The organism is Streptococcus sp. WM07, from assembly GCF_004570525.1.
Lineage (GTDB): Bacteria > Bacillota > Bacilli > Lactobacillales > Streptococcaceae > Streptococcus.
The window spans coordinates 1-13118 of the sequence record NZ_SPPZ01000050.1 but is presented as its reverse complement, the minus strand read 5'-3'; the positions used below and the strand labels follow the sequence as shown (position 1 = coordinate 13118).

General features: G+C 41.1%; 11 protein-coding genes and 2 pseudogenes. 11 read left to right on the top strand and 2 right to left on the bottom strand.

Annotated features, from left to right (window positions below; translation table 11 throughout):
• The 4 genes and pseudogenes from E4T71_RS06780 to E4T71_RS06765 all read left to right on the top strand — a co-directional run.
• A pseudogene (locus E4T71_RS06780) lies at positions 1–134 on the top strand (IS5/IS1182 family transposase); the annotation flags it as partial.
• A 280-nt stretch (positions 135–414) separates the two neighbouring features.
• On the top strand, positions 415–1785 hold the full coding sequence (locus E4T71_RS06775; protein ID WP_135038353.1) for an ATP-binding protein: 1371 nt from the start codon (positions 415–417) through the stop codon (positions 1783–1785).
• Positions 1786–1812: 27 nt separating this feature from the next.
• Positions 1813–2598, top strand: coding sequence for an aminoglycoside 3'-phosphotransferase (locus tag E4T71_RS06770; RefSeq protein ID WP_135038351.1), 786 nt, complete (start codon positions 1813–1815; stop codon positions 2596–2598).
• 216 nt (positions 2599–2814) lie between these two features.
• Positions 2815–3597 carry a formate/nitrite transporter family protein gene (locus E4T71_RS06765; RefSeq protein WP_135038349.1) on the top strand — a complete coding sequence of 261 codons (783 nt, stop codon included), beginning with the start codon at positions 2815–2817 and terminating at the stop codon, positions 3595–3597.
• Between the two features lie 331 nt (positions 3598–3928).
• Here the strand turns inward: E4T71_RS06765 and gdhA are convergent, their stop codons facing one another.
• The gene (gene gdhA, locus E4T71_RS06760; protein ID WP_135038347.1) at positions 3929–5275 is read right to left on the bottom strand and encodes an NADP-specific glutamate dehydrogenase; all 1347 of its coding nucleotides are present in this window, start codon (positions 5273–5275) and stop codon (positions 3929–3931) included.
• 321 nt (positions 5276–5596) lie between these two features.
• Here gdhA and rfbA point away from each other — a divergent pair, with 321 nt between their 5' ends.
• The 7 genes from rfbA (at position 5597) to galE (ending at position 12913) form a co-directional block, all read left to right on the top strand.
• Positions 5597–6472: a glucose-1-phosphate thymidylyltransferase RfbA gene (gene rfbA, locus E4T71_RS06755; RefSeq protein WP_135038345.1), complete on the top strand. Its 876-nt coding sequence runs from the start codon at positions 5597–5599 to the stop codon at positions 6470–6472.
• The gene (locus E4T71_RS06750) at positions 6465–7058 is read left to right on the top strand and encodes a dTDP-4-dehydrorhamnose 3,5-epimerase family protein (RefSeq protein WP_135038343.1); all 594 of its coding nucleotides are present in this window, start codon (positions 6465–6467) and stop codon (positions 7056–7058) included. The genes rfbA and E4T71_RS06750 overlap by 8 nt, the downstream gene beginning before the upstream one ends.
• Positions 7059–7067: 9 nt before the next feature.
• Positions 7068–8114, top strand: coding sequence for a dTDP-glucose 4,6-dehydratase (gene rfbB, locus E4T71_RS06745; protein ID WP_135038341.1), 1047 nt, complete (start codon positions 7068–7070; stop codon positions 8112–8114).
• Between the two features lie 16 nt (positions 8115–8130).
• Complete coding sequence (locus tag E4T71_RS06740) at positions 8131–9351, top strand: glycerophosphodiester phosphodiesterase family protein (RefSeq protein ID WP_135038339.1); 1221 nt, start codon at positions 8131–8133, stop codon at positions 9349–9351.
• A gap of 639 nt (positions 9352–9990) precedes the next feature.
• Positions 9991–10926, top strand: a complete 936-nt coding sequence (locus E4T71_RS06735; protein WP_135038337.1) for a glycosyltransferase family 2 protein — start codon at positions 9991–9993, stop codon at positions 10924–10926.
• 3 nt (positions 10927–10929) lie between these two features.
• Positions 10930–11781 carry a dTDP-4-dehydrorhamnose reductase gene (gene rfbD / locus E4T71_RS06730; RefSeq protein ID WP_135038335.1) on the top strand — a complete coding sequence of 284 codons (852 nt, stop codon included), beginning with the start codon at positions 10930–10932 and terminating at the stop codon, positions 11779–11781.
• A 130-nt stretch (positions 11782–11911) separates the two neighbouring features.
• Positions 11912–12913 (top strand): UDP-glucose 4-epimerase GalE, encoded by a 1002-nt coding sequence (gene galE, locus E4T71_RS06725; RefSeq protein ID WP_135038333.1) that lies wholly within the window; start codon positions 11912–11914, stop codon positions 12911–12913.
• 84 nt (positions 12914–12997) lie between these two features.
• On the opposite strand, the pseudogene E4T71_RS10245 reads toward galE, so the two are convergent.
• Positions 12998–13118, bottom strand: a pseudogene (locus tag E4T71_RS10245) (IS630 family transposase); the annotation flags it as partial.

The window sequence follows — 13118 nt, the reverse complement described above, 5'->3', positions numbered from 1 at the left end:
GAATTAAGGTTGAGAATATTTTTGCAAAGTTCAAAGTGTTTAACATCTTTTCAACAACTTACCGCAATCGTAAGAAACGATTTGGTTTAAGAATGAACTTGATTGCTGGTATTATCAATTTTGAAAGATTATAAACGTTTCGCAGGAAGTTTAATATTCTTTCGTCCTAAATTTATTTATCAGGTGATAGGAAGTAGTAAAAACGTACAGTTCAAAGTTGAGAACTGTACGTTTTTAGTGTCGGAAATGGGAGTAACAACTGTCCCAAAAAGCTTGGGATACAAGTTTCCAAAGATGTTTTAACGCTGACTGATTTCAATTTTGCTGTTCATATTTTTGCAAAGGATTTTTTGAAAGTTTTACTACTTTAGATTATAATAATCGTGAGTAGTAAAATTATTTGGAGGTGTAGGGATGTTTTTAGGTAGAAATCAAGAATTGAACTCTCTGGAAAAAATGTATAGTAGAAACAGCTTTCAGATGGCGGTTGTTTACGGTAGGAGACGTATTGGTAAGACGTCCTTATTGAATGAGTTTATTAAAAATAAAAATGCCTTGTATTTGCCTGCTGAAGAGGTAAATGATTCATTAAATTTACAGAAGTTTTCGAGAATACTTGGTGAGAAAATGGGAATCCCAAATTTTCCAACGGTTGATGATTGGAATCATTTTTTTAATCTCATAAAAACTCAATTTGAAAATCAACATCTAGTGCTCGTTATCGACGAATACCCCTATGCAGCATCTGCAAATAAATCTTTGAATTCCATTCTGCAACACATTATTGATTATGAGCTGAAGGATACGAATATTTTTTTAATCCTTTGTGGTTCTTCCATGAGTTTTATGGAAAATCAGGTTTTGGGTGAGAAGAGTCCATTATTTGGTCGACGGACTGGTCAATTAAAAATTAATCCACTAGATTATTATGACTCGTCCCTATTTTATTCAGATGTAAGTTCGGAAGATAAGATACGCTATTATGCTTGTGTAGGTGGGACCCCCTATTATTTGTCATTGATTAATCCAGAATTAAGTTTTGAGGAGAATATTAGGGACTTGTATTTTGAAATCAGTGGATATTTGAACAATGAAGGGATCTTGTTGATGAAGCAGGAGTTCCGAGAGCCAGCTAACTATAACGCAGTATTACAGGCTATTGCTAGTGGATCAAATACACTTAGTGAAATTTCCGGATTTACAAAGTTAGATTCTAATCTTATTTCAAAATACTTAATTACGTTACAAGAGTTGAATTATATTGAACGCATTGTGCCTTTTGGTTCAAATCCTTTAAAAGGTAAGACGAGTCAATACCACATTACGGAGAATTTCATTGCTTTTTGGTATCGTTACATTTTTTCCACAAGAACTGAAATCGAACGAGGAAATGGAGATATTTATTTCCGTTTGGCGATGGATGATTTATCTAACTTTATTGGTCCCATTTTTGAAGAAGTGACTCGCCAGTTTCTTCGACGACTGAATTCACAAGGGAAACTACCTTTTGTTGCTAAATCATTTGGAAGATGGTGGGGAAAAGATAGAGCAGGAAAAGTCCAAGAAGTTGATGTTATTCTAGAATCTGTAGATGGAAGAGAACTACTGATTGGAGAATGCAAGTGGAGAAGCAGCTTGAAAATCGGTAAAACGATTGGTCAGTTACAGGAGAGGTCAGAGCATTTTAATCACTATGTGACCTACAAGTATCTGTTTACGAAGAGTCCTGTAGAACTGAGAAATGTGGATGTTTTGTCAAAATCACTGGATGATTATTTTGAATAAGAATTGCACAAGGATGGTGTTTCAAATATGAAAAAAACACGTTTGTTTAAAATTCCGTCGGATTTTCCTCCGGAATTTCGGGAGTTTGTGGGGCAGTTAGCTCTTTATGATAGTTCCAGTTCCCCAGAAGCTAGAGTTTATTTTATTGACCGAGGGGATGGTTTTTATCTGAAGCAAAGTTCAAAGGGAAGTTTGAAGCTAGAAGCAGAGATGACTGGCTATTTTCATTCTAAGGGACTGGGAGCAGAGGTGGTGAGCTATGTGTCAGACGTTTATGACTGGCTCTTAACAACCGCAGTGCCTGGCGAGGATGCAGTTCATCCTCGCTATTTAGAAAAACCTGAGCGGTTGAGTGAGGTGCTGGGACAGGAACTAAGGCGTTTACATGAGTTAGATGTTGATGGTTGTCCTGTTATGCATCGGACGGATGATTTTTTGGATCTAGCTGAAAGAAACTATCGTTTAGGTCACTTTAACCCGGCTTTATTTGAGTCTTTCTTTTCTTTTTCTTCCGCAGAGGAAGCATATAAAGTCCTGCAAGAGGGGAAGGATATGTTTCAAAGTCGTGTGCTCTTGTATGGGGATTATTGTCTTCCCAATGTAATGTTGGAGAATTGGCGGTTGACGGGTTTCATCGATGTGGGAACTGGAGGTATTGGTGACCGGCATATCGATCTCTTTTGGGGTATTTGGACTCTCAACTTTAATCTTCAGACCAATGAGTATGCGGATAGATTCTTGGATGCTTATGGTCGCGATGTCCTTAATTCAGAGCTCTTTCCTGTGGTTGCAGCGGCAGAGGTTTTTGGGTGAAGGAGAGTAGATGTTACAGTTCTTCTGGCTTGAGTGGATGAAAAGAATCGTAATGATGGGTCGCGAATCAGGAAGAGCCTCGTAGGTAATTGGGGAAGAACTTAAGTGAAACATTGTTGTAAGCCTTTTCAAAATCAACTATTTTTGGTATAGTATATTGTGAAAAAACATTCAAGATAAAAGCGAGGGCTCTTTATGGCAGTGGAAAGCAGTTTAATGTCCAAGTTAGAAAAAAGTATTTTGAAAAAGGCAGATTTGTATGATCGCAATTATTGGGCTTATGCTCTACGATCGATGTTTGCCAGTTTCTATTTAGCTTTGGGGACGACACTCTCAATGTATTCTGCGGATAAGCTGAATCATGTCGCTGAGGGGCTGGGAAAATTCAGTTATGGTTTTCTTTTTGGCTGGGGATTGTTGATGATTTTGTATATGAATGCGGAATTGGGGACTTCCAATATGATGTACATGACAGTCGCTATGTATCGGAAAATTCTTCCGAGTAAGAAGGCGATGAAGATGTTAGTAACCTGTGTTCTTTTTAATTTTGTGGGAGCAGTTCTAATAGCTTTTCTTTTGAGTCAGACAGTTCCATATTCGTTAGGGCATATTGATGAAACGAGTTATCTGGTCGAGAGTACGGTGGCTAAATTGGCTAAGTCACCTTGGATTCAGTTTGTTGAGGGAATTTTTGCGAATGTGGTAGTCAATATTGCTGTCTTTGCTTTTTTGAAACTAAAAGATGATGCAGGGAAGATTCTGGCGGCTATTTTCATTATCTTTATTTTTGCGTTCTTTGGTTTTGAACACGTAATTGCTAATTTTTCTACCTTTTCGCTCTCTATTTTCGCGACAGGAGGTCCAGTTGAAGGAATGACTCTGTTTAGTATTTTAAGTAATTTCCTTTTTGCAGGTTTAGGAAATTTTGTTGGTGGAGGGCTCGTTATGGGCTTGCTGTATAGTTGGTTGAACGGGCAGTCAGAACTGTATGTCGATTAAGGATGATTGTAGAGGTTGCGGAATGGTGGGAGATAGGTAGGTATTTATGCTGGCCAAACCCCAATAAATGAATATTAGTAGAAAACCCTTACTAGTGTTTTAATCCTAGTAAGGGTTTTCTACTTAGTGATGGTAGGGATGTGATTGAGGAGGTTGGGTTTAAATCCCAGCCTCCTCCTTTGGAATAGTGAAACAGTTTTAGTGGTTGTTCAAGTGTTTAGTCTAAAGTTTGTGAAGCAAACTACAATGATTTGTATTTTATACTCTATAGACTTGTAATGAACAAGATTTGGTACAAGTGTTCGTTCCCATCCCTGTCTAATAATATAGTCTAGACGACACCTTGCACGATCATGGCGTTGGCGATTTGTTCGAAGGCTGCGATGTTGGCTCCTGCGAGGTAGTCATTGCCAAGGTTGTAGGTTTCGGCTGTTGTTTTGGCTGTGTGGAAGATGGTTTCCATGATGTCTTGGAGGCGTTGATCGACTTCGTCTCGTGTCCAAGAGAGGCGGAGGCTGTTCTGGCTCATTTCAAGGGCAGAGACGGCTACGCCGCCAGCGTTGGCAGCTTTGGCTGGACCGTAGAGAACATCATTTTCTTTGTAGACCTTGATAGCATCGAGGTCTGATGGCATATTTGCTCCTTCAGCGACGCAGTAGACACCGTTTTGGAGGAGAGTTGCTGCTTGTGCCCCATTAATTTCGTTTTGAGTGGCACATGGCAGGGCAATGTCTGCTTGACCTTGGTAGTCCCAGACGCTGCCTTCATAGTAGCGGGCGCTCGTTTTTTCGGCTGCGTATTCGGTTAGGCGGGCACGGCGTTTTTCTTTAATTTCAACTAAGAGATCAAAATCAATGCCACTCTCATCAATGATGTAGCCGTTGGAATCGGAAACAGCAATGACGTTAGCACCAAGTTGGCTAGCTTTTTGGAGGGCATATTGGGCTACGTTACCAGAGCCGGAAATAAGAACGGTCTGGTCTTTGAAGGATTTGCCGTTGGCTTGAAGCATGTTTTCGGTGAAGTAGACGAGTCCGTAGCCGGTTGCTTCAGGGCGAATCAAGGAGCCTCCAAAGGCAAGTGGTTTGCCTGTTAGGACACCTGCATCAAATTGGCGTAGTCGTTTGTATTGCCCATATAGATAGCCAATTTCACGCGCTCCGACTCCAATATCGCCAGCAGGAACATCCAGAGATGGTCCAATGTGTTTTTGAAGCTCGCTCATGAAACTTTGGCAGAAGCGCATGATTTCAGCGTCAGTTTTACCTTTGGGATCAAAATCAGAACCGCCTTTACCACCACCAATAGGTAGACCAGTCAAAACGTTTTTGAAAATCTGCTCGAAGCCGAGGAATTTCAAAATGGACTGGTTGACGGAAGGGTGAAAGCGAAGTCCGCCTTTATAGGGACCAACTGCTGAGTTGTACTGAACTCGGTAGCCACGATTCACTTGGACTTTTCCATCTTTGTCAGTCCAAGGGACACGGAAACTAATCACACGTTCAGGTTCAACCATGCGGGCTAGAATGTTTTCTTCTAGGTATTCAGGATGTGCTTCTAGGACTGGCTCTAGGGTTGCGAATAATTCTTCGACAGCTTGAAGAAATTCAGCTTCGTGAGGGTTACGTACTTGGACGTCTTGGAAAGTGTTTTGGATATAGTCTGTAACTCGTGACATAGTCTCCCCTTTTCTATTTTTCCGAAGAAATTGAATTATCTGACAATTCGTCAGGTGAGATTATCATACCATTGAAGGAGATAAAAGTAAAGTTAGAAGGCAGTAGAAGGTTGCTCAAGCCATTGGTAGCTGTCAGAAGGTGACGAATAGAAGTTTCTTATAAAAAGGGCTGGTTTTGGAAATGGAAAGCAAAGTCATTCAGACTTTTTTGCACAAAAATGATAAAATAGGGATGTCTGGAATTCTATGAGTGTGACGACACATTCTAGATTCCACTATCAAAGAGAGCTAATTTGAGCTCATACGAAGAAAGGAAGACGCATGAAAGGTATTATATTAGCGGGGGGGTCTGGCACGCGCCTTTATCCAGTAACCCGGGCGGCATCTAAACAGCTGATGCCGGTCTATGACAAACCAATGATTTATTATCCGCTCTCAACCTTGATGTTAGCAGGGATTCAGGAGATTTTAATCATTTCTACACCAACAGACCTCCCTCGTTTTGAGGAGCTTTTGGGCGATGGATCTGAAATCGGTATCTCCTTGTCCTATGCGGTTCAACCAAGTCCTGATGGCTTGGCACAAGCCTTTATCATTGGTGCAGATTTCATCGGAGATGACTCTGTTGCCCTTATCTTAGGGGATAATATTTATCATGGTCCAGGTTTGACCAAGCTTTTGCAAAAAGCTGCGCAAAAAGAATCAGGTGCGACCGTTTTTGGTTACCAGGTTAAGGATCCTGAGCGTTTTGGAGTGGTCGAGTTTGATGAAAATATGAACGCGATTTCCATTGAAGAGAAGCCAGAACAGCCTCGCTCCAATTACGCAGTAACTGGTCTATATTTCTATGACAATTCTGTGGTTGAAATTGCAAAGAACATCAAGCCGAGTCCTCGGGGTGAGCTGGAAATCACGGATGTGAATAAGGCCTACTTGGATCGAGGAAATCTTTCAGTTGAATTGATGGGTCGTGGTTTCGCCTGGTTAGATACAGGAACACACGAGAGTTTGTTAGAAGCTGCGCAGTACATTGAAACTGTTCAGCGGATGCAAAATGTGCAGGTTGCGAACCTCGAAGAAATTGCTTACCGTATGGGGTATATTAGTCGGGAGCAGGTTTACCGTTTGGCGCAGCCCCTCAAGAAAAATGAGTATGGCCAGTACCTTTTGCGTTTGATTGGAGAAGAAAATGGCTGAGAATTTTTTTGGTAAAGCTCTAGCAGCTCGTCCGATTGAAGCGATTCCGGGCATGTTGGAATTTGATATCCCAGTTCATGGGGATCATCGTGGTTGGTTTAAAGAAAATTTCCAAAAGGAAAAAATGCTACCGCTTGGCTTCCCAGAATCCTTCTTTGCGGAAGGGAAACTTCAAAATAACGTTAGCTTTTCAAGAAAAAATGTTCTTCGTGGCTTACACGCAGAACCATGGGATAAATACATTTCTGTAGCTGACGAAGGTCGTGTCTTGGGTGCCTGGGTGGATTTGCGTCAAGGACCAAGTTTTGGGAATGTCTACCAAACTGAAATTGATGCTTCCAAAGGGATTTTTGTTCCTCGCGGTGTAGCTAATGGTTTTCAGGTTTTGTCAGACAAGGTCGCTTATAGCTACTTGGTCAATGATTACTGGGCTTTGGAATTAAAACCCAAATATGCCTTTGTGAATTATGCTGATCCTAGCCTTGGTATTGCTTGGGCTGACCTAGCTGCTGCTGAAGTGAGTGAAGCAGATGAGAATCATCCACTCTTGAAGGATGTAGAACCATTAACAGAAGATAAACTTTAAGGAAGAGAAATGACTGACTACAAAAAAATCATTGTAACGGGTGGAGCAGGATTTATTGGTTCCAATTTCGTTCATTATGTATACAATAATTTTCCAGACGTACATATTACCGTCTTGGATAAGTTGACTTATGCAGGAAATAAGGCCAACATCGAGTCTATTTTGGGAGATCGAGTGGAACTGGTTGTTGGGGATATTGCGGATGCGGCAGTTGTAGAGCGTTTAGCACAAAATGCGGATGCTATTGTTCATTATGCGGCAGAGAGTCACAATGATAATTCTCTTGAAGATCCGCGCCCGTTTATTGATACTAATTTCATTGGAACCTACACCCTTTTGGAAGCAGCTCGGAAGTATGATCTTCGTTTCCACCATGTTTCGACAGATGAAGTTTATGGAGATTTACCTTTACGAGAAGATCTCCCTGGAAAGGGAGAAGGTCCAGGTGAGAAGTTTACAGCGGAGACACCTTACAACCCATCTTCTCCTTATTCTTCAACCAAAGCTGCGTCGGACTTGATCGTTAAGGCTTGGGTTCGTTCCTTTGGTGTAAAGGCGACGATTTCCAATTGTTCGAACAACTATGGGCCATATCAGCATATTGAGAAGTTTATTCCGCGTCAAATCACCAATATCTTGAGTGGTATTCGTCCAAAATTATATGGCGAAGGCAAGAACGTACGTGACTGGATTCATACCAATGATCATTCTTCAGGCGTTTGGGCTATTTTGACCAAAGGTAATATTGGGGAGACCTATCTAATCGGGGCTGACGGTGAGAAAAATAATAAAGAAGTACTGGAACTAATTTTGAAGGAAATGGGTCAAGCACCTGATGCATATGACCATGTTACAGACCGTGCGGGGCATGATTTACGTTATGCCATTGATGCGAGTAAGCTTCGGAATGAATTAGGTTGGAAACCTGAATTTACAGATTTTGAAGCAGGTCTAAAAGAAACGATCGCTTGGTATAAAGAGCATGAGGATTGGTGGAAAGGTGAAAAAGAAGCCGTTGAAGCTAACTATGCTAAGACTCAAGAAGTGATTAAATAAGGAAATAAGAGGCGGAATGAGATCATTCTTGCCTCTTGTGTCTATTATGGAGGTTAGGATTCTGAGAAAACAATGGTTAGGAGTTCTGCTAGGGATTGCTGGTATAGGGCTTGTATTCGGTTTATATGATCGTCTACAGATGAAGGGACGGTTGGAAAGAAATAGTTATCCCATCCAAATTGTTTTTCAAAAAGCTGGTTTGAGAGCAGAGTCTGAGAAACTCTATACCAAGGCTGAGCAGGTGACTTGGGTGATTCATGTGGATTCGGATCAGCTTCGGAAAAATGGTTATCAATTTCCATATGATCAGAGGGAGGAAGATTGGTTGGGCAGGCTGTATCTTCCCAAAGATGTATTAGAAGCTAGTTTAGGACAAGAATTAGTTCATCACGGAACAGAGATAGAACTCCAGTCTAAATCTACCAATCTGAAAAAGGTGCTTGCAGATAGGCGTTTGATAGCTCATGCTGGGGGAACCATGCGAGAAGCTGGTTTTCTATCTGCCTATAGTAATTCTTTACAAGCCCTAAAACAGAATTACTCACTAGGACATCGTATTTTTGAATTTGACCTCAATTTGACCAAGGATGGTCGTCTTGCAGCAGTTCATGATTGGGAAAGTGATGTGCCAACTGCCCAGGATTGGGAGCAGTCTAAGACTAAAGATTCAAACAATATCCAGGCTCAATATACGACTTTATTTTGGGAAGATATTCTTCGCCAAATGGAATTGAACCCAGATATGATTGTTATGACAGATACCAAGGTTAAGGATCTTACACAGAAGGATATTGAAGAACAATACCGTATTCTAGCTCAGGCTGTAGAAAAAATGAATCCCTATTTGGCTGAACGGATTTTAGTTCAACTCTATAAACCGGAGGACTATCAGTTGCTTGAAGAAATGGGAGTTTTTAAGCACTATATTTTAACCCTATATGCTTCAGACCTAAAGGAAGCAACCATCATCCAAAGTCTCGAAGATAAGCCCAAGATTCTAGCAGTGACCCTTCCTCAAAAAGATGAACGCTTAACGGATTCTTTGATTTCACAGATTCATGAATCGAACCGGTTGGTTTTGGTACATACAGTAGATGGTTTTGCGACCTTGTCGAAAATCCTTAATCGAGGTATTGATGGAGTCTATACCAACAATCTTTTGAGTAAAGATGTAGCTCTATATCAAGAAGTCCTGGACTCTCAGAAATCATTTGATATTGAAGTCTATCGGAAATAGGTAGTAAAAAATATTTCTGAAATAATAGGCTTTATAATTGAGAATAGTTGAATGGCACCCCAATACTTATCTAGAATGCCTAACAATTGGGGTGCTTTTAAGTCTCTTTTGATGGGGTGAAAGAAATCTGTCATACAGTCTTGCTTGTTATCAGTCTATATTTTAAGTGGCAAGCTGAAACGGTTTCTTTCCAGATTGTTTGATTCCCACTCTGGTTCAAAAGTATGTTGCATGTTTTTAGATGAGATGAGCTAAGTTTATGTTGATAAGGTGGCGATATTAGGAGTGTTTAACGAGTCAGGGAGTGTAGTTTACTTCGTAAATTCTATGTTGCCTATTCAAATGGACTGTATCAAAAAAGTTTCACCAATTAAAAATTAGAGGCTGGCACTTGAACCTAGCTTTTAGAGATAGTTCGAAGAACCGATGGAGAAGAGGTGCAGCTGATTGAAGAAGTTCATAAAGGATGGAAGTAGCTGGGAATCGTTAGGGTTTAAAATGGTCCTTTTTGAGTTTTAGTTCTATAGGGGATCTAGGAATGGTGATTTGTTCTTGTCTTGAAAGGATTTTGACTTATCTATTTGTATTTCATGGCTTTCGTGGTAAACTTATTAAGAATGAACAGAAGAGGAGATCGAGATGACGATTTCAGTAATTGTTCCGTGCTTTAATGAAGAAGAGGCTCTCCCCCTTTTTTATCAGGCGATGGAAGAAATCCAGCCTCAGTTGGGTCAAGAATTTGAATACATTTTTGTGAACGATGGTTCCCAAGATGGGACGTTGGAAGTGCTTCGGGAGTTGGCAGCTAAGGACTCTAAGGTGACTTATTTGTCTCTTTCTCGAAACTTTGGGAAAGAGGCTGCTCTTTATGCTGGACTTCAGGAAGCCCATGGAGAGCTTGTGACAGTGATGGATGTGGATCTTCAAGATCCACCGGAGTTACTGGTGGAGATGGTTCAACGGTTGGAGAATGATCCCGACTTGGATTGTGTAGGAACACGCCGAGTGACTCGAGATGGAGAACCACCTATTCGCTCTTTCTTTGCCCGTCTGTTTTATCGTCTAATTAACCGAATCAGTCAGGTACAAATGGTAGATGGAGCCCGTGATTTCCGCCTGATGCGGCGACAGATGGTGGATGCTATTCTAGATGTGACGGAGTACAATCGCTTTTCTAAGGGGATTTTCTCCTGGGTAGGTTTTAAGACTGAGTATTTGGAATATAAGAATGTGGAGCGTGTAGCGGGGCAGACGAGTTGGAATTTTTGGCAACTCTTCAGTTACTCTTTAGAGGGGATTGTCAACTTTTCGGATGCTCCATTAGCCATTGCCTTTGTAGGGGGAGCCTTGTCTTGCTTGTTGGCTTTTGCCCTTGCCGGGGTGGTGATTGTTCGCACCCTTTTATATGGGGATCCAACCGCAGGTTGGCCATCTATGGTTTCCATTATCCTCTTTTTAGGAGGTTTTCAATTATTAACAATCGGAATTCTTGGGAAGTATATCGGTAAAATTTTTATGGAAACAAAAAATCGGCCGATCTATATCATCAAGGAGCGTTCAGAAGAGAAAGGATAAACGATGATTCTCATTACAGGAGCAAAAGGACAACTTGGAACAGAGTTGGTACATTATTTAGATGAGTTAGGGCAGGAGTATAAAGCCTTAGATGTGGCTGAAATGGATATTACTAAGCAGGAAGAAGTAGAGCGAGTTTTTGCAGAAGTGAAGCCAAGCTTAGTTTATCATTGTGCGGCCTATACAGCTGTAGATGCGGCAGAGGACGAAGGTAAGGAATTGGATTACGCCATCAATGTTACCGGAACTGAAAATGTCGTGCGTGCTGCAGAAAGTCATGGTGCAACGATGGTTTATATTTCTACTGATTATGTGTTCAATGGTGACAAACCAGTTGGAGAAGAATGGCAAGTAGACGATCTAGCAGATCCACAGACCGAGTATGGTCGTACCAAACGCATGGGAGAAGAGCTAGTAGAAAAAATCTCTAGTCGCTATTATATTATCCGTACTGCGTGGGTTTTCGGGAATTACGGGAAAAACTTTGTGTTTACCATGCAGAATTTAGCGAAGACTCATCCAGTTCTAACGGTCGTAAATGACCAACATGGTCGTCCTACTTGGACTCGAACTCTAGCAGAATTTATGGTTCATTTAGCGGACAACCAGCATGAATATGGTTATTATCATCTTTCCAATGATGCAGAGGAAGACACGACTTGGTTTGATTTTGCGGCTGAAATTCTTAAAAATACAGAAGTAGAGGTAAAACCTGTCGACTCTAGTCAGTTCCCAGCCAAAGCCAAACGACCATTCAACTCAACAATGGATTTGACCAAAGCGAAGGCAACTGGTTTCCTTGTTCCAACTTGGCAAGAGGCTCTTGCAGCTTTTTATAAACAAGACGTAAAATAGAGTCTTGTGATTCATCAGAACGAACCCTTTGCTGACTAGCAGGGTTCGTTTTTTACACTTCTTTTGCGGATTATCAAGGACAGATGCCTTAGGATTTGATATACTAGAATAAAAAAATAAAGGAAAAGTTATGGCAATTTTAGTCTTAGGTGGAGCTGGATATATTGGTTCTCATATGGTTGATCGCTTAATCTCTCAGGGAAGCGAGCGTGTAGTGGTTGTGGACAATTTGGTAACAGGACATCGAGCGGCCATTCATCCAGATGCTGTCTTCTATGAAGGAGATTTGGCGGATCAGGATTTTATGCGTCAGGTTTTTAACGAAAATCAAGATATTGATGTGGTTATTCACTTTGCGGCTTATTCATTGGTAGCTGAATCGATGGTGGAGCCATTGAAGTATTTTGATAACAATACAGTTGGTATGGTCAAACTACTAGAGGTTATGAAGGAAGTAGGTGTGAAATACATTGTCTTCTCTTCTACAGCCGCAACCTACGGTATACCAGAAGAACTTCCGATTTTAGAAACCACTCCTCAAAATCCCATCAATCCATATGGTGAAAGCAAGTTGATGATGGAAACAATCATGAAGTGGGCAGACCAAGCTTATGGAATCAAGTTTGTCCCTTTGCGCTATTTCAATGTAGCGGGTGCAAAACCAGATGGTTCCATTGGAGAGGACCATGGCCCAGAGACTCATTTACTTCCTATCGTCCTACAGGTGGCGCAAGGGGTTCGGGATAAGATTATGATCTTTGGAGATGATTATAATACTCCTGATGGAACAAATGTCCGGGACTATGTCCATCCGTTTGATTTGGCTGATGCGCATCTTTTGGCGGTCGAATATCTCCGTGCAGGTCACGAATCCACCGCTTTTAACTTAGGTTCCTCTACCGGTTTTTCAAATTTGGAAATTTTAGAAGCAGCTCGTAAAGTAACTGGGAAGGAGATTCCAGCAGAAATGGCAGAGCGTCGACCTGGAGATCCAGATACCCTCATTGCTTCTTCAGACAAGGCCCGTGATATTTTGGGATGGAAACCACAATTTGATAATATTGAAAAAATCATCGAAACCGCTTGGGCTTGGCATTCAAGCCATCCAAATGGATATGATGATAGAGATTAGGATTTGAGTGAAGAGTCGAAGAGACTGGGCGAAAACGAATAATTTCTGGCTTCGCTTGAAATTTGAATAGAAAACAGCTTATACTCATTCAGAATCAAAATTAGCAGATATCCATTCTCTATGGACAATCGATCGTAAGCGAGTAGTTGATAAGCTTTGGATAACTTCTTGCAACTGATCAATGACTTCATTCAATGATTTAAAT

Coding starts and splice junctions, on each gene's coding strand:
- rfbA (WP_135038345.1), top strand. CDS start 5,597: ATGAAAGGTATTATATTAGCGGGGGGGTCTGGCACGCGCCTTTATCCA.
- E4T71_RS06750 (WP_135038343.1), top strand. CDS start 6,465: ATGGCTGAGAATTTTTTTGGTAAAGCTCTAGCAGCTCGTCCGATTGAA.
- E4T71_RS06740 (WP_135038339.1), top strand. CDS start 8,131: ATGAGATCATTCTTGCCTCTTGTGTCTATTATGGAGGTTAGGATTCTG.
- E4T71_RS06770 (WP_135038351.1), top strand. CDS start 1,813: ATGAAAAAAACACGTTTGTTTAAAATTCCGTCGGATTTTCCTCCGGAA.
- galE (WP_135038333.1), top strand. CDS start 11,912: ATGGCAATTTTAGTCTTAGGTGGAGCTGGATATATTGGTTCTCATATG.
- E4T71_RS06775 (WP_135038353.1), top strand. CDS start 415: ATGTTTTTAGGTAGAAATCAAGAATTGAACTCTCTGGAAAAAATGTAT.
- E4T71_RS06735 (WP_135038337.1), top strand. CDS start 9,991: ATGACGATTTCAGTAATTGTTCCGTGCTTTAATGAAGAAGAGGCTCTC.
- E4T71_RS06765 (WP_135038349.1), top strand. CDS start 2,815: ATGTCCAAGTTAGAAAAAAGTATTTTGAAAAAGGCAGATTTGTATGAT.
- rfbD (WP_135038335.1), top strand. CDS start 10,930: ATGATTCTCATTACAGGAGCAAAAGGACAACTTGGAACAGAGTTGGTA.
- gdhA (WP_135038347.1), bottom strand. CDS start 5,275: ATGTCACGAGTTACAGACTATATCCAAAACACTTTCCAAGACGTCCAA.
- rfbB (WP_135038341.1), top strand. CDS start 7,068: ATGACTGACTACAAAAAAATCATTGTAACGGGTGGAGCAGGATTTATT.